The sequence below is a fragment of the Winogradskyella sp. Asnod2-B02-A genome, from assembly GCF_045063645.1.
Classification (GTDB): domain Bacteria; phylum Bacteroidota; class Bacteroidia; order Flavobacteriales; family Flavobacteriaceae; genus Winogradskyella.
Genome location: NZ_JBEFOG010000027.1, coordinates 1,310,182 through 1,325,407, shown reverse-complemented (window position 1 = coordinate 1,325,407; position 15,226 = coordinate 1,310,182). Strand labels below are relative to the sequence as shown.

Sequence of the window (15,226 nt, the reverse complement as noted above, 5' to 3'; positions counted from 1 at the left end):
TCTTTTGAATTAAACGAATAAATTATGAGTAAAGTATCTTATTACACAGCTGAGGGTTTAAAAAAATTAAGAGAAGAGTTAAATTATCTTAAAGATGTAGAACGCCCAAAAGCATCACAAGCTATTGGTGAAGCAAGAGACAAAGGAGATCTAAGTGAAAATGCCGAGTATGATGCTGCTAAAGAAGCACAAGGTATGTTAGAAATGAAAATTTCTAAAATGGAAGAAACTTTATCTGGCGCTCGTGTTATAGACGAGTCTCAATTAGATCTTACTAAAGTTTTGGCCTTATCTAAAGTTAAAATAAAAAACCAAGTAAATGGCATGGAAATGACCTATACATTGGTTGCAGAAAGTGAAGCAGATATAAGATCTGGTAAAATTTCCGTAAACTCTCCTATTGGAAAAGGTTTATTAGGAAAATCTGTTGGTGATACTGCCGAAATACAAGTACCAAGTGGTGCTATGAGATTTGATATTTTAGAAATTTCTAGATAATAACATATTTAATATCCGATAATCTTATTGTTATATCATAAAAAAGATTCCTTTTTAAAAGGAATCTTTTTATATTTATGTAATAACTTATATTTACATTTAGTTGTTTGGGTTAAGCGCAGTCGCAACCTAAATTATATTTTTTTAAAACCTTTTGATTGCGCTCAAAAGGACATTTAGTTAATATTTAAGCTCACTTATTAGTATGGCAACAATTTTCACAAAAATTATTTCAGGCGAAATTCCATCTTATAAAGTTGCTGAAACAGAAGATTTCTATGCTTTTTTAGATATTAATCCAAATTCTAAAGGGCATACCCTTTGTATTCCTAAGAAAGAAGTTAATAAAATTTTCGATTTAGATGAAGATACTTATACTAGGCTAATGCAATTTTCTAGAACTGTTGCTATTGCTCTTGAAAAAGCGGTACCATGTGAACGTATAGGAATGTCTGTAATTGGCTTAGAAGTGCCACATGCGCATGTGCATTTAATTCCTTTGCATACCATGGACGATGCTCGTTTTTCAAATAAACAAAAATTAGAGCCTGAAGAATTTGAAGCTATAGCAAATAAAATTGCTTCATTTCTGTAACTAAACCGAGATAATTCCGGTTACAAATAAAATAACTACAATTAATAACACAAGACTAACCGTAATAAGCGCCCAAGTCATTGGTTTTAACTTTACAGACTTCGGTTTTTTATTAAGTCCTCTTTTGTGGTAATCCACAACACGCTCAATATCATTAGTCCATTGAATAGGAAAGATTTGTTCTTCACAATTTAAACAACGGATTTCACACACTGTTTCTTCAGTAATAGCTTTAGAAAATGTGGTTTCCTTTAACTTTTGCTTAAATATCAGTTCTAAACTATCGTTAGAATAACATTCCGGACAGTTATTACCTATTCTAGCTTCTTTTATAGTGAAAAATCGTGACGAATTCATGCCCAAATTTAAACTAAAATTTTGATATTTTTAATTTAAAATAAAATAGCTAACTTATTGTTAACTAGAAACAACACACCTTCTTTTGATGTATAAATTATAATCTAAATTTGCCTTAATATAATCTGTATCGTTGTTCCTTTTCCTAACTCTGAAGTCAACACTTTTATTTTACCATTGTGGTAGTCTTCAACAATACGTTTAGCTAAAGAGAGTCCAAGTCCCCAACCACGTTTTTTAGTGGTATAACCTGGTTCAAAAATTTTAGTGAATGAAGATTTGGGAATTCCCTTCCCTGAATCTGAAATATTAATAAATACCTGATTTTCAAGCTGTGTTAATTCAAGTTTTAAATCCCCTTTACCTTTCATGGCGTCAATGGCATTTTTCACTAAGTTTTCAATTGTCCAACTAAAGAGCTGTTCATTTAAATTAACTTGTATTTCTGTTTCAGGAATTATAATTTCAAAATTAATTAGTTTAGAAGATCTTAACTTAAGATAGTCATAAGATGATTTAGTGACCTCTACAATATCCATTGTTTTAAGAGTTGGCGCAGAACCAATTTTACTAAAACGTTCGGTTATGGTTTGAAGTCTATCAATATCTTTTTCAATTTCAACAATATATTCTGGGTTAACATTTTCTGTTTTCAAGATTTCTGCCCAACCCACTAATGAAGACAAAGGTGTACCTATTTGATGTGCCGTTTCCTTTGCCATACCTGTCCAAAGTTTATTCTGTTCAGCATTTTTAGAGCTTCGGTAAAAGAAATAAACCACTGCCGCAAATAGAAAAATAATAAGTAATAAAGCTAAAGGATAATATTTTAGTCTGTTCAATAATGGAGAATTACCATAATATACCGTAGAATAATGTTTGCCTTTATAACTAATTTCTATGGGCTCATTTTCCTTTGTAAATTCTTTAATTAAACCAATAAGGTAAAGCGAATCCTTATCTTTTTTTTGATTAATATTTCTTGGATCTAAACTACCGTCACTATACACATTGATCATTGGTGTTGTAGTATTGCTCGATATTATGGCTAATGGTAATCCTAGATCTAAATTGAGATTATCAGTTTTTTGCATTTCTTTTTGAGCAAAAGACCAATTCTCCATTTTAGAACGTTCTTCTTCTTTAAAATTTTGAAAAAATGAATAGGTGTTCCAAAGAATAAGCGAAATAATAATAAATGAAGACACAACAATAATCCAACGGATTATATTCTGGTTTAAGCTAAAAGTCATTGATTCGTTTTAATTCATGTGTTTTTAATTAATATTTTAAGTCACATGCTGTTCGTTATTAATAATTCCTATAAATAATAAAATCTTTAGAATATGCGTTTCAATTCTAAATATAATGCAAAACTGTTAATAATATTGTACGCTATTGTGTATAAAATACTTTCGTTGACAACTCAATATAATTATATTTGTTGAAAATCAATCAACTACATGGTTTCATTTACCCCTCAAGACCTTACAACTGGCATTTTGCACAGTTATTTATTAAGTGCTGTTGCACCAAGGCCTATTGCATTTGCTAGTACTATTGATGCAGATGGTAATCCTAATTTGTCACCATTTAGTTTTTTTAATGTATTTAGTGCTAATCCACCAATTTTAATTTTTTCTCCAGCCAGACGTGTTAGAGATAATACCATAAAACATACATTAGAAAATGTTGAAACCACTAAAGAAGTAGTTATTAATGTTGTGAATTTTGACATGGTTCATCAAATGTCTTTAACTAGCACAGAATATCCTGAAAACGTTAATGAGTTTACTAAAGCTGGCTTAACTATGTTGCCGTCAGATCTTATAAAACCATTTAGAGTTGCAGAATCGCCTATTCAATTGGAGTGTAAAGTAAATGAAATTGTACACCTAGGAACTGAAGGAGGAGCTGGAAATTTAGTGATTTGCGAAGTGGTAAAACTTCACATTACCGAAGACGTTTTAAACGACGACAAAACCATAAACCAAGAAGCTTTAGATTTAGTAGCAAGAGCTGGCGGAAGCTATTATAGTAGAGCTAAAAAAGGATTTTTTGAAATACCAAAACCATTATCTAACATGGGAATTGGTGTTGATAATATGCCAGACCATGTAAAAAACAGCATGATTTTAACTGGAAATAATCTTGGTATGTTAGGTAATGTAGAAGCATTGCCTAGTATAGAGGAAGTAAATAAATTTGTTGAAGATATTAGCGAGCGTTACCCAGACATTAAAACAGCATCGCACAGAGAAAAACATAAATTAGCTCGAAATTATTTGAGCTTTGGAGACGTAAAAAGTGCTTGGAAGTTATTACTTTCGTAGCCTCAAAATAATTAAGTATTATAATAAATTATAGATTAAGCAAAAATGGAAGTACAAGGACGTATTAAAATGGTAGGAGAGACTCAAACTTTTGGGAGTAATGGGTTTAGAAAAAGAGAAGTTGTAGTGACTACAGAAGAGCAATATCCACAACATATAATGGTGGAATTTGTTCAAGACAAATGTGATTTACTAAACAGCTACAAAGAAGGTCAGCAAGTAAAAATAAACATCAACTTAAGAGGTAGAGAATGGGTTAATCCACAAGGTGAAACTAAATACTTTAACTCTATTCAAGGTTGGAGAATTGAAGGTGTACAAGCAGCTGCAAGTGGAGATATGCCACCTGTACCACCAACTGAAGCTTTTGAGCCAGTTAGTGATTTAAACGAAGGTGATAATGACGATTTACCATTCTAAATCGTTAATTAAATTGATAAAAAAAAGACTTGTTTTTATTTAAAACAGGTCTTTTTTTATATTTATACTTTTCATATAAGACAAAAAAAGTCCTGATGGTTAATCAGGACTTGGTACTAATGGTTTTAGGTTTGACCTCTATAAACAAATTAAAAAAAGCAATGATGAACAAAAATTTAATTCATAAAGGTCAACTCAAATATCATTAAAATTCTTGTAGTATCAAAGCTAAAAAAGCCTTAATTTCACTAATGTAATCTTACCTTTATTTACAGTAATGCAGTTTTTAACTCAAAACATCGAATTTCCAGACGTATCTGAAGCCTCTGCTGACGGCCTATTAGCCATTGGAGGAGATTTATCTACAAAACGCTTAATGCATGCCTACTCTAAAGGAATATTTCCATGGTTTCAAGATGAAGAACCCATTCTTTGGTGGTCACCAGATCCTAGGTTTGTTTTATTTCCTAAAGATTTAAAAGTATCTAAAAGCATGAAGCAAATTTTAAAAAAAGACCATTTTAAAGTCACGGTAAATAAAGATTTTAAAGCCGTTGTAGAAAATTGTGCCAATGCAAAACGCAACGATCAAGATGGCACATGGATCACTGAAGACATGATAGAGGCCTACTACAAATTACATCTACAAGGCTTTGCAAAATCAATTGAAGTTTGGCAAGATAACGCGTTGGTTGGTGGATTATATGGGATAGAAATTAATAACTCCGTTTTTTGTGGAGAAAGTATGTTTGCTAAAGTGAGTAATGCCAGTAAAGTGGGATTTATAACCTTTATTCAAAACTCTAATTATAAGCTCATCGATTGCCAACTACACACTAAACATTTAGAAAGTTTAGGCGCCAAAAACATCACTCGAAAAGATTTCATAGAATACCTTACACCTCATGGTATCTAAAACAAGATTCTACGTGGTCGTTTACCATTCCTGTGGCTTGCATGTGTGCATAAATAACGGTTGAGCCCACAAACTTAAAACCGCGTTTTTTTAAATCTTTGCTTATTGCATCACTCAAAGGTGTATTTGCTGGAGCATTTTTATGATTTTTAAGACTATTTTTTATCGGTTTTCCATCCACAAAATTCCAGATATACTTTGAAAAAGACCCAAATTCTTCTTGAATTTTCATAAAGGCTAGCGCATTAGTTATTGTTGCATTCACTTTTAATTTATTTCTTACAATACCAGTATCTTGCAATAGCGCTTCAACTTTAGAGGAATTGTATTTAGCGATTCTCTTATAATCGAAATTGTCAAAAGCTTTTCTAAAATTTTCACGCTTTTTTAAAATGGTTATCCAGCTTAAACCTGCTTGAAACGTTTCTAAAATTAAAAACTCAAATAAAGTAGCATCATCATATACAGGAACTCCCCATTCTTCATCGTGATAGGCTTCATATAAATCATTGCCAACACACCAACCACACCTGTTTTTATTCATCTTGTAAGGAATTTAATTTTGTGCTACTAATGTAACAACAGTTGCATAATAAATGGCAATAGAATCTTATTTTTGTTTTATGGAAACAGACACACTTACAGTAAAAGATATCATTTCAGAAAGTCTAAATAATAGTATGACTTATACTGAATACAGAAACTTAGTTATAAAATTAGTTGAAGAAAAATCTTCTACTGGTAACGACAAATCAGAAGCGTTCGTTGAATATACTCAGCTTAACGACAGACGTATGAGACGTTGGGATAAAACGGGTAAAGTTACTGAAGACATGAAAACTAAGATTGAAAACTTTGACAAAAAAGTTACGTGGTTAGTGATTTCTGAAAGTTGGTGTGGTGATGCAGCTCATATTATGCCAATTATTAATAAAGTGGCAGAACTTAATGATAACATTGATTACAAAATAGTTTTAAGAGATGAAAATGAAACTCTTATGAACCAATTTTTAACTAATGGAGGTATGTCAATTCCGAAATTAATTATGCTCGATTCTGAGACCAACGAAGTACTAAACACCTTTGGTCCAAGACCTGTTGTTGCTACTAAAATGGTACAAGATTATAAAGCTGAGCATGGTATGCTAACACCTGAGTTTAAAGAAGATTTGCAACGTTGGTATAATAAAGATAAAGGGCAATCTATTGTTGAAGACTTGATTAGTTTGCTAAACTAATAAGCGTGCAACTTAACCAAGTTCAATACTATTTCCCTTTAAACATAAACGTAATTGAACCTAATTGATCTTTTCGGTCTGAAGCATCAAACTGAACTGATTTAGCATAGGCAATAGCATGGTCTGTTAAGCATTTATTATTGGAGTTAGAAGAACCATTAACGTAAGCTTCAAATACGTTTCCTGCCTCATTGACTCTAATATTAACTACAATTTTTCCACCGACTTCGCACAGATATCGTGGAATTTTGTAATAGGCCAAAATTCTGCCTTTTAAGGAGTATGTTAGTGTTCCTTTATTTTTAGCGTGCTCGTCAGCTTGTTTTTTATTTTTCTTACTTTGATTTAATTGTTCTTGCAGCTTTTTGTAGGATTCTGTTTCCTTAGAATTTAAAGCGTAAGCATTACCAGAATTATCATAAGATTTATTCAGACTTGTCTCGTCCAATACTTCATCACTTGTTTTAGCGTCTTCGATGGCTTTAGTAGTCCGTTCAAAATCGTTTGCGCTTACAGTTTTAAAGTTACGCATCATTGCCTTGTATTCTTCGTCTTCATTAAAAGCTTTGTTGGTAGACTTACCGTTTATTTCTTCGAGTTTCTGAAGTTCCTCTTTTGTTTTTTCAGGCTCTGGCTCAAGCAAGTAATAACTCTCGGTAATTAAATCTTGGTGTTGTTTTATTTGAATACTAAACATACCAAATACAACGATTCCGGCGAAAAGAATTGTAATAATTAAGGCTTTATGTTGTTCAATGAAATTCAGAAAATAGGTTTAGTGATGTTTACTATATACGAATATAATGCAGAAATAGTTTAAACAGCCACCCAAAACCTATACTAAATCAATCTTTTGAAGGTAAACTTTCAATAAAAGCTTCTGGTGTTAATGCATTTTCAACTTTAAAATCTCCTATTCTTGTACGACGTAAAGATGATAAATGTGCGCCAGAATTTAAAGCTTTTCCAAAATCGTTAGCCAAAGATCTAATATATGTGCCTTTGCTACATACCACTCTAAAATGTAATTCTAAAGCATTAATTTGAGTGATTTCAAATTCTGTAATTTCTACTTGTCTCGATTTTATTTCAACCTCCTCACCTGCTCTAGCAAATTCGTACAAACGCTTACCATCTTTTTTAATGGCCGAAAACACTGGCGGAAATTGATTTATTTGACCTATAAATTGTTGGGTAGTCGCGTGGATTAATTCATCTGTGATATGCTCCGTAGGAAAACTTTCATTTACTTCAGTTTCTAAATCAAAGGAAGGTGTTGTACCACCCAAAGTAAACGTGCCTGTATATTCTTTTTCTTGTCCTTGATAAATATTAATTTGCTTGGTCATTTTACCAGTACAAATCACTAATAAACCAGTTGCTAAAGGGTCTAAAGTACCAGCATGACCGACTTTAATTTTCTTAATATCGAAAGCATGGCGGATTTCCCATCGTAATTTATTAACAGCCTGAAAGGATGTCCATGTCAAAGGTTTGTCTATCAATAAGACTTTTCCGCTTAAAAAATCGTCTTTAGTTTGCATTAGATTTGAGTCCAGATTATTGCTATTATTCCAACGATAACACAATAGATAGCAAAATAGGTTAATTTACTTTTCTTTACCAAAGCAATCATCCAAGTACACGCAAATAAACCAGATATAAAAGCAGCAATAAATCCAACGCTTAAATAACCAAAACTTGTACTACTATAGGTTAACTCTCCAGATAAAATATCCTTAGCTATTTTACCAAAAATCAACGGAACCACCATTAAAAAAGAAAATCTGGCTGCTTTGGTTTTATCAATTCCTAAAAGTACAGAAGTTGAAATGGTAGCACCAGACCTAGAAATACCTGGAAGCATTGCAATACCTTGCGCAATACCAATTATAAAACCATCTGCTAGAGATACTTTTTTATGGGTTTTTTTTGCTCTATCTGCCAAAAACAATAATAACGCAGTAACTATAAGCATAGCTCCAACTAAGAGTATATTGTTTCCAAAAAGTTGCTCAAAAACACGTTCGTATTTATAACCAATAATAACCGCTGGTATCATTGAAACGATAATTTTTAGTGAAAACTTAGACTCTTCGTTCCATTTTAAAGTTGTAATACTAGCAAAGATTCCTTTAAGAATTTCAATAATATCTTTTCTAAAAACCACCATTGTACTTAAAGCAGTCGCAAAATGAAGTACAACAGTAAACATTAAACTTTCTTCTGGAATAGCTTCACTTCCAAGAATAGCTTTACCCAACTCTAAGTGACCACTAGAAGACACAGGTAAAAATTCGGTGAGCCCTTGGATAATTCCTAAAATAATAGCATCAATGATTTCCATAAGGCAAAAGTATCATTTTAGAGTAATGACACGATACAAAAGTAAGTAAAATGAATATTATTTTTTCGACGCTTTATTTGGATTCAAAAGAATAGCATAAACTTGAATACCAAAACCAATTAAGACTAAAGTTGGTGCCAAACGAATACGTCTCCAGCTGTAAATAGATTCGTCAAAAACATTAGGATCATCGCTTCCACCGCCTGCCATTAGGATAAATCCAATAACAATAAATGCTAAGCCTATAAATAAGAATTTATAATTTTTTTTTCCAAAAATAAATTCGGACTTTGTTTCTTCCTTACGTTTTTGTTCTCCCATGGTCTTTTCAGCTATGTTTTACTACTTTGCAAAGTAACAGTTTTATTTATAATTGGAACGTTAAGAGATTGTGAATTTAAAAAAGTATAAATCTTCCATTAAACAATTACAGCTTATTAAAATAGTTTTCTATCTCTTCAAAAGCATAAAACTTAGTTTTAATCTCACCACTATTATTGATTAAAATATACGTAGGAAATTCCCAAACATTCATGGCATCTACAAGATCATTTCCGTTTCTAAGCTCTCTAAAATTTTGCCAATTGTATTGATGATTTTCTAAATAATTCAACCATTTATCTGGTTCCGTATCAATAGAAATACCTATTAATTCTAAATCATTGCTACTAAACAAATCTAATTGAGTTATTATTTCTTTGTGATCACGCACACAAGGTGGACAATGCACAAACCAAAAATCTAGGATGTAATCTCCCTTGTGCGAAAGATCTATCTTAGATACTTTTCCACTTCTATTATAAAACTGAAAAGCGGTAAGATCTATATATTCATTTTTAACCAAATCTTTTAACGTTCTATGTACACTAAGTGTATTGGCTTTTAAAGTTTCTGGCTGTTGATCTAAAATAGTTTTAAGTTGAATTAATCTTGCTTTATAATTTTTATTTCTATCAATAAAATGATTACTTATTTCAAAAGAAAACGGATGACTAATATTTTCTTCAACGCTTTCCAATAAAAACTGATTAATCTCAAAATCATTAACCTTATTATTTTTTAAGCTGTCTAAAGTTGAATAGAACTTAATAGATTTATTATAAGTTTTAGAACCCATAACGGTATCTATTTTAAATGCCTCAGGTGTTAATTCTGCTTTAATTTTTAAAGCTTCACCATCAAGAAATAGTTTTTTTGAATCTGTCTTTCCGTTTTTAAAAACATCTATAACATAGGCATCATGTATGGCATTGCCAAAATTAAAAACGTATGGGTTTCCATTTTTTGCTATTAAACCTTCAGAATTATTGAAGCTTACCAACTTAATACTGTCTGGTTGTACGTCGCCTTTTATTTCAATTGAAATACTATTTGGATTTGATTTTTCAAGATGACTACAAGCACTTAATAAACTAATAAAAAATAAAGAAAGACAATAAAAAGTAACTTTCATAGCATTGACTATTCTTTCATTAATAATACAACTGATCTGTTTTCAAGTTTAAGAAACGTTGCGTAGCAATAAAGGTACTGATCCATGTGATGAGGATGCCTAACAAGAAAATACCAACAAATAAACCTGCAATTAAAACGGTATTTTTTAATAGTTCTAATTCAGGGAAGGTGATGTCTAAATAGTATAATACAACAGCCATACCAGCTAATGCAACCAACGCACCAATAATACCAAGCTGAACACTTTTCCAAACAAAAGGGCGTCGGATAAAGGTTTTTGTTGCACCAACCATTTGCATGGTTTTAATAATAAATCGTTTAGAATAAACAGCTAAACGAATTGAACTGTTTATTAATAATACCGCAATTAATGTAAATAAAGCACTAATGATTAATACCCAAAACGTAATTTTCTTAACGTTATCATTCATTAATTCTACCAAATCATTATCATATCTTATTTCTTCAATAAAGGCTTTGTTAGATAAACTTTCAGTGATTTCAGTTAATTGTTCTGTAGTAACAAAATCGGCTTTTAAGTGCACATCAATTGAATTCTTCAAAGGATTATAACCTACAAAATCCATAAAGTCTTCACCTGTTTCAGCTTTCATAAACTCAGCAGCTTCTTCTTTAGATACGTAAAGTGCATCTTTTGTATAATCTGCCATCGCTAAACTCTTTTTTAGCTGGTTGACCTCAACTTCTTTTGCCGTATCGTTTAAATAAATAGTCATAACCACTTGTTCCTTAAAGTGATCTGCTACTTTTTTAGAGTTAATGACTAAAAGCCCTAAACAGCCTAAAAGAAACAATACCAAAGCGATACTAATCACTACAGATACGTAAGAAGATATCAGTTTACGTTTTTGGTATTTATCAAAAGATGATGCCATGAATCAATGCGAATTTATGATGTAAAAATAATAAAGATTTGGATTAAATCCGTTTAATAATTGGATTTACTGTCTAAGAATCCATTGATTTTCTAAACTCATTATTTTCAAGCATTAAATAGTCTCTAAGTATTACAACGTTTCATTTTTAATTGTGTTGTAATAGGTTTAAATTTGTGCCATTATCACAAGGAAAACAAGACAATGACATACGATTTTAACACTATAGAAAAAAAGTGGCAAGACTATTGGGCAAAAAACCAAACGTTTAAAGCCTCAAACACAAGCGACAAACCAAAATACTACGTATTAGACATGTTCCCTTATCCTTCTGGTGCAGGTTTACATGTTGGTCATCCGTTAGGTTACATTGCTAGTGACATCTATGCACGTTATAAGCGTCATAAAGGGTTTAACGTTTTACATCCTCAAGGTTACGATAGTTTTGGATTGCCTGCAGAACAGTATGCGATACAAACAGGTCAGCATCCTGCAGTTACTACTGAAACCAATATTGCTACATATAGAAGACAATTAGACCAAATTGGATTTTCTTTTGATTGGAGCAGAGAAGTAAGAACTTCCAATCCTGAATATTACAAATGGACACAATGGATTTTCATTCAATTGTTTGAGTCTTGGTATTGTAATCATGCTAATAAAGCTTTTCCTATTTCTGAATTAGAAAAGGTATTTGCTAGAGAGGGTAATACTGCTGTAGAAGCTGTATGTGATGATAATGCAGGCCAGTTTACGGCAGAGCAATGGAATAATTTTTCTTCGGAAGAACAACAAGAAATACTTTTAAAATACAGACTCACCTATTTAGCAGAAACTGAGGTAAACTGGTGTCCAGAATTAGGAACCGTTTTAGCCAATGACGAAATAGTTAATGGTGTTTCAGAACGTGGTGGTCATCCAGTAGTACGTAAAAAAATGACCCAATGGAGCATGCGAATTTCTGCGTATGCAGAACGTTTACTTCAAGGTTTAGATGATTTAGATTGGACAGATGCCTTAAAAGACATTCAGAAAAACTGGATTGGTAAATCCGTTGGAGCTTCGGTAACATTCAATGTAATTCCTGCTGTCACGTCGAGCGCAGTCGAGACGTCTCACAAAATAGACGTTTTCACAACGCGTCCAGATACTATTTTTGGAGTGTCATTTATGACCTTAGCACCAGAACACGAATTAGTATCACAAATTACAACCGAAGCACAAAAAGCTGAAGTTGAAGCTTACATAGAAAAATCAGCCAAACGAAGCGAACGCGATAGAATGGCAGATGTAAAAACCATTTCTGGTGTGTTTACAGGAGCCTATGCGGAGCATCCGTTTTCTAAAGAACCGATTCCAATCTGGATAGGCGATTACGTTTTAGCAAGCTACGGAACAGGTGCAGTTATGGCAGTGCCTTGTGGTGACCAACGTGATTACGATTTTGCAAAACATTTTGATATTCCGATTCCAAATATATTTGAAGGTGTTGACATTTCTGAAGAAGCTTTTGCGTCTAAAGACAATGTGAAAATTGCCAATAGTGATTTCCTTAATGGCATGAACTATAAAAAAGCATCCAAACTCGCTATTTATCAATTAGAACAATTAGGCCAAGGCGTAGGTAAAACCAATTACCGTTTGCGTGATGCTGTATTCTCAAGACAACGGTATTGGGGCGAACCATTCCCGGTTTACTATGTGAATGGTATGCCACAAATGATAGATGCTGAGCATTTACCGATTAGATTACCGGAAGTAGAAAAATATTTACCAACCGAAGAAGGTGAACCACCTCTAGGACGTGCAGACGTTTGGGCTTGGGATACAGATAAGTGTAAAGTAGTAAGTAACGAGTTAATTGATAACGAAACGATTCATCCTTTAGAACTCAACACCATGCCAGGTTGGGCAGGAAGTTCTTGGTATTTCTTCCGTTATATGGAAGATGCTGCCAATAGAGATGGTGTTTTTGCAAGTGAAGCTGCGCTTAAATATTGGGAAAATGTAGATTTATATATTGGTGGAAGCGAGCATGCTACAGGTCACCTACTCTACTCTCGTTTTTGGGTGAAATTATTGAAAGACAGAGGTTTTGTTAATGTTGAAGAGCCTTTTAAAAAGTTGATTAACCAAGGTATGATTTTGGGGACGAGTGCTTTTGTTTATTGGACAAAACAAGAATTTGATATAAGCATCAAAACAAAAAACGGTCTTTCTAAACCAAGAAGAGTAAGTGCTATGATGGTACTAGAAGATGATGTACTCATGACAGATAGGTATAATGAAGTTATTGAAGAAATAAAAGAAGATTTTTCAACAATGGAATTCTTTAAGGACGCAGATGTTGTTGTAGAATACATTGATGGCAGTATAACAACAAAACAACATGTTGATATTAGTTTATTAAAAGGAACATCAGATATATTAGATGTTGAAGCTTTTAAATTATGGAGACCAATGTTTAAAGATGCTTATTTTGTTTCTAAAAAAGCTACTGAATTTACTACTTTAAGAGACGTTGAAAAAATGTCCAAATCAAAATACAACGTCGTCAATCCAGATAATATTGTTGCAGATTATGGAGCAGACAGCCTAAGACTCTACGAAATGTTCTTAGGACCATTAGAACAATACAAACCTTGGAATACTGCTGGTATTACAGGTGTACATGGTTTTCTTAAAAAACTTTGGAAATTATATGTTGGTGATAATGGTTTAATTGTCAATGATGCAGAGCCAACAAAAGACAACTTAAAGACATTACACAAAACCATAAAGAAAGTACAAGAAGATATTGAAAATTTCTCTTTCAATACATCAGTTTCTACTTTTATGATTGCGGTGAACGAATTGAGTAAACAGAAATGTACAAGCAAAAGCATTTTAGAACATTTATTGGTTTTAATTTCGCCTTACGCACCACATATTGCTGAAGAATTATGGAGTCAATTAGGAAATAACGATACTATTTCTACGGCACCTTTCCCAGTTTTTGATGCAAGTCATTTAGTAGAAAGCAGTAAAAAATATCCCATCTCTTTTAATGGTAAAATGCGTTTTACTTTAGAATTGCCAATGGACATGAGCAAAGACGATATTGAAAAAACCGTTATGGCTCATGAGAAAACTATTGCACAATTAGATGGCAGAACACCTAAAAAGGTCATTGTAGTGCCTGGTAAAATAGTAAATATTGTTGGGTAAACTTCTAAGATATATTATCATAACTTTGTTACCAATTACAGGTTGGTCTCAAAGTTATGTTGGTACTATTGGTGATTATCCTATTCATTTAGAAGTTAATGTTTATCCACATGAAAAGGATACCACTTCTGGCGAATTAGAAGGCTATTATTTTTACGATTCTAAATTGATAAGTATTCCTATTTGTGGTGATTTCAAAAAAGATAAAATCACTTTAATTGATGGCTATTTTTTTAGGCCTGAAAAGGTAATTGATGCCGACGAAGTTTTTGAATTAACTAAAAAAGGTAATCAACTTATAGGTAATTTCACTTTAAAAGATGACACTTATAAAGTTGTTTTAACCGAAACAGAACAAGAGCCTTTAGGAGATTTTAGAAACCCTAAACTGACCTTTATAAAAGATAGCATTACTAATTACAAAGACAAACAGTTAGTTTGGTTTCATGAAAAATATTCAAAACTGCCCTTATTTAGATTAGGTAATGGATTTACTAAAGAACAACGCGCTGTTTTCAATCCTATTTTAGATGCTATTCATCTTACAGATGCCAAAGATAATTTAGACTGTTATTCTTGGTTCGAAATTTCATACGACATCAATCTCGTTAATAATAAATTTATAAGCTACCTTAAATATTACAGTGTTTATTGTGGTGGTGCACATCCTTCTCATGGAAATGTTGGATATACGTTTAACCTCGAAACATTAGAGGTTGTTGAAGACATAGAATCATTATATCCAAACGTAGATTTTTTTCAAAAATTAAAAAGCAAATACCAAGGGTCTGAAAATGATGTACAAGACGAAGAGTGCGAAACTTTTGTTGATGACAGTTATTGGAAATACAAAACATGGAATTTAACATCAGAAGGCGTTTTACTTATCCCTAGTTATCCGCATGTTTTGGGCCCTTGTGAAGAATCTTATTTTCTAAGTTACTCTGAACTCACAAAAGCGTAA

General features: G+C 32.3%; 17 protein-coding genes. 8 read left to right on the top strand and 9 right to left on the bottom strand.

All coding sequences use genetic code 11. The annotated features are described in order from the left end of the window. Positions 1-24: 24 nt before the first annotated feature. Both greA and ACJJVO_RS13795 read left to right on the top strand, forming a co-directional pair. Positions 25-498, top strand: a complete 474-nt coding sequence (gene greA / locus ACJJVO_RS13800; protein WP_405575112.1) for a transcription elongation factor GreA — start codon at positions 25-27, stop codon at positions 496-498. Between the two features lie 205 nt (positions 499-703). Continuing rightward, complete coding sequence (locus ACJJVO_RS13795) at positions 704-1,093, top strand: HIT family protein (protein ID WP_405575110.1); 390 nt, start codon at positions 704-706, stop codon at positions 1,091-1,093. Here the strand turns inward: ACJJVO_RS13795 and ACJJVO_RS13790 are convergent, their stop codons facing one another. Continuing rightward, positions 1,094-1,450: a hypothetical protein gene (locus tag ACJJVO_RS13790; protein ID WP_405575108.1), complete on the bottom strand. Its 357-nt coding sequence runs from the start codon at positions 1,448-1,450 to the stop codon at positions 1,094-1,096. A 104-nt stretch (positions 1,451-1,554) separates the two neighbouring features. Then, positions 1,555-2,703: a sensor histidine kinase gene (locus tag ACJJVO_RS13785; RefSeq protein WP_405575106.1), complete on the bottom strand. Its 1,149-nt coding sequence runs from the start codon at positions 2,701-2,703 to the stop codon at positions 1,555-1,557. A 210-nt stretch (positions 2,704-2,913) separates the two neighbouring features. Here ACJJVO_RS13785 and ACJJVO_RS13780 point away from each other — a divergent pair, with 210 nt between their 5' ends. The 3 genes from ACJJVO_RS13780 to aat all read left to right on the top strand — a co-directional run bounded on the left by ACJJVO_RS13780 (position 2,914) and on the right by aat (position 5,119). Beyond that, positions 2,914-3,783, top strand: coding sequence for a flavin reductase family protein (locus tag ACJJVO_RS13780; protein ID WP_405575104.1), 870 nt, complete (start codon positions 2,914-2,916; stop codon positions 3,781-3,783). A 45-nt stretch (positions 3,784-3,828) separates the two neighbouring features. Further along, positions 3,829-4,203 carry a DUF3127 domain-containing protein gene (locus ACJJVO_RS13775; RefSeq protein WP_405575102.1) on the top strand — a complete coding sequence of 125 codons (375 nt, stop codon included), beginning with the start codon at positions 3,829-3,831 and terminating at the stop codon, positions 4,201-4,203. A gap of 277 nt (positions 4,204-4,480) precedes the next feature. Beyond that, positions 4,481-5,119, top strand: a complete 639-nt coding sequence (aat, locus tag ACJJVO_RS13770) for a leucyl/phenylalanyl-tRNA--protein transferase (RefSeq protein WP_405575100.1) — start codon at positions 4,481-4,483, stop codon at positions 5,117-5,119. Here the strand turns inward: aat and ACJJVO_RS13765 are convergent. Further along, entirely contained in the window at positions 5,100-5,663 is a 564-nt protein-coding gene (locus tag ACJJVO_RS13765; protein ID WP_405575098.1) for a DNA-3-methyladenine glycosylase I, read from the bottom strand. The two genes, aat and ACJJVO_RS13765, sit on opposite strands and share 20 nt — an antisense overlap. Positions 5,664-5,742: 79 nt before the next feature. On the opposite strand from ACJJVO_RS13765, the gene ACJJVO_RS13760 reads away from it, so the two are divergent. Further along, complete coding sequence (locus tag ACJJVO_RS13760) at positions 5,743-6,357, top strand: thioredoxin family protein (RefSeq protein ID WP_405575096.1); 615 nt, start codon at positions 5,743-5,745, stop codon at positions 6,355-6,357. A gap of 28 nt (positions 6,358-6,385) precedes the next feature. On the opposite strand, the gene ACJJVO_RS13755 is transcribed toward ACJJVO_RS13760, so the two are convergent. From ACJJVO_RS13755 to ACJJVO_RS13730, 6 genes are all read right to left on the bottom strand, one after another. Continuing rightward, on the bottom strand, positions 6,386-7,054 hold the full coding sequence (locus tag ACJJVO_RS13755) for a hypothetical protein (protein ID WP_405575095.1): 669 nt from the start codon (positions 7,052-7,054) through the stop codon (positions 6,386-6,388). Positions 7,055-7,202: 148 nt separating this feature from the next. Next, complete coding sequence (truB, locus tag ACJJVO_RS13750) at positions 7,203-7,901, bottom strand: tRNA pseudouridine(55) synthase TruB (RefSeq protein ID WP_405575093.1); 699 nt, start codon at positions 7,899-7,901, stop codon at positions 7,203-7,205. Further along, on the bottom strand, positions 7,901-8,704 hold the full coding sequence (locus ACJJVO_RS13745; RefSeq protein ID WP_405575091.1) for an undecaprenyl-diphosphate phosphatase: 804 nt from the start codon (positions 8,702-8,704) through the stop codon (positions 7,901-7,903). The genes truB and ACJJVO_RS13745 overlap by 1 nt, the downstream gene beginning before the upstream one ends. 57 nt (positions 8,705-8,761) lie before the next feature. Continuing rightward, the gene (locus ACJJVO_RS13740; RefSeq protein ID WP_405575089.1) at positions 8,762-9,025 is read right to left on the bottom strand and encodes a DUF3098 domain-containing protein; all 264 of its coding nucleotides are present in this window, start codon (positions 9,023-9,025) and stop codon (positions 8,762-8,764) included. A 106-nt stretch (positions 9,026-9,131) separates the two neighbouring features. Next, entirely contained in the window at positions 9,132-10,157 is a 1,026-nt protein-coding gene (locus ACJJVO_RS13735; protein ID WP_405575087.1) for a TlpA family protein disulfide reductase, read from the bottom strand. Positions 10,158-10,176: 19 nt separating this feature from the next. Continuing rightward, positions 10,177-11,055: a cell division protein FtsX gene (locus ACJJVO_RS13730; protein ID WP_405575086.1), complete on the bottom strand. Its 879-nt coding sequence runs from the start codon at positions 11,053-11,055 to the stop codon at positions 10,177-10,179. Positions 11,056-11,259: 204 nt separating this feature from the next. Here ACJJVO_RS13730 and ACJJVO_RS13725 point away from each other — a divergent pair, with 204 nt between their 5' ends. Both ACJJVO_RS13725 and ACJJVO_RS13720 read left to right on the top strand, forming a co-directional pair. Further along, positions 11,260-14,262 (top strand): leucine--tRNA ligase, encoded by a 3,003-nt coding sequence (locus ACJJVO_RS13725; RefSeq protein WP_405575084.1) that lies wholly within the window; start codon positions 11,260-11,262, stop codon positions 14,260-14,262. A 25-nt stretch (positions 14,263-14,287) separates the two neighbouring features. Then, positions 14,288-15,226 carry a hypothetical protein gene (locus ACJJVO_RS13720; protein ID WP_405575083.1) on the top strand — a complete coding sequence of 313 codons (939 nt, stop codon included), beginning with the start codon at positions 14,288-14,290 and terminating at the stop codon, positions 15,224-15,226.

Excerpts from the sequence above, each read along its gene's own strand:
- greA (WP_405575112.1), top strand. The coding sequence starts at position 25 with ATGAGTAAAGTATCTTATTACACAGCTGAGGGTTTAAAAAAATTAAGA.
- ACJJVO_RS13745 (WP_405575091.1), bottom strand. The coding sequence starts at position 8,704 with ATGGAAATCATTGATGCTATTATTTTAGGAATTATCCAAGGGCTCACC.
- ACJJVO_RS13725 (WP_405575084.1), top strand. The coding sequence starts at position 11,260 with ATGACATACGATTTTAACACTATAGAAAAAAAGTGGCAAGACTATTGG.
- ACJJVO_RS13730 (WP_405575086.1), bottom strand. The coding sequence starts at position 11,055 with ATGGCATCATCTTTTGATAAATACCAAAAACGTAAACTGATATCTTCT.
- ACJJVO_RS13740 (WP_405575089.1), bottom strand. The coding sequence starts at position 9,025 with ATGGGAGAACAAAAACGTAAGGAAGAAACAAAGTCCGAATTTATTTTT.
- ACJJVO_RS13760 (WP_405575096.1), top strand. The coding sequence starts at position 5,743 with ATGGAAACAGACACACTTACAGTAAAAGATATCATTTCAGAAAGTCTA.
- truB (WP_405575093.1), bottom strand. The coding sequence starts at position 7,901 with ATGCAAACTAAAGACGATTTTTTAAGCGGAAAAGTCTTATTGATAGAC.
- ACJJVO_RS13735 (WP_405575087.1), bottom strand. The coding sequence starts at position 10,157 with ATGAAAGTTACTTTTTATTGTCTTTCTTTATTTTTTATTAGTTTATTA.
- ACJJVO_RS13755 (WP_405575095.1), bottom strand. The coding sequence starts at position 7,054 with ATGTTTAGTATTCAAATAAAACAACACCAAGATTTAATTACCGAGAGT.
- ACJJVO_RS13765 (WP_405575098.1), bottom strand. The coding sequence starts at position 5,663 with ATGAATAAAAACAGGTGTGGTTGGTGTGTTGGCAATGATTTATATGAA.
- aat (WP_405575100.1), top strand. The coding sequence starts at position 4,481 with ATGCAGTTTTTAACTCAAAACATCGAATTTCCAGACGTATCTGAAGCC.
- ACJJVO_RS13790 (WP_405575108.1), bottom strand. The coding sequence starts at position 1,450 with ATGAATTCGTCACGATTTTTCACTATAAAAGAAGCTAGAATAGGTAAT.
- ACJJVO_RS13795 (WP_405575110.1), top strand. The coding sequence starts at position 704 with ATGGCAACAATTTTCACAAAAATTATTTCAGGCGAAATTCCATCTTAT.
- ACJJVO_RS13785 (WP_405575106.1), bottom strand. The coding sequence starts at position 2,703 with ATGACTTTTAGCTTAAACCAGAATATAATCCGTTGGATTATTGTTGTG.
- ACJJVO_RS13780 (WP_405575104.1), top strand. The coding sequence starts at position 2,914 with ATGGTTTCATTTACCCCTCAAGACCTTACAACTGGCATTTTGCACAGT.
- ACJJVO_RS13775 (WP_405575102.1), top strand. The coding sequence starts at position 3,829 with ATGGAAGTACAAGGACGTATTAAAATGGTAGGAGAGACTCAAACTTTT.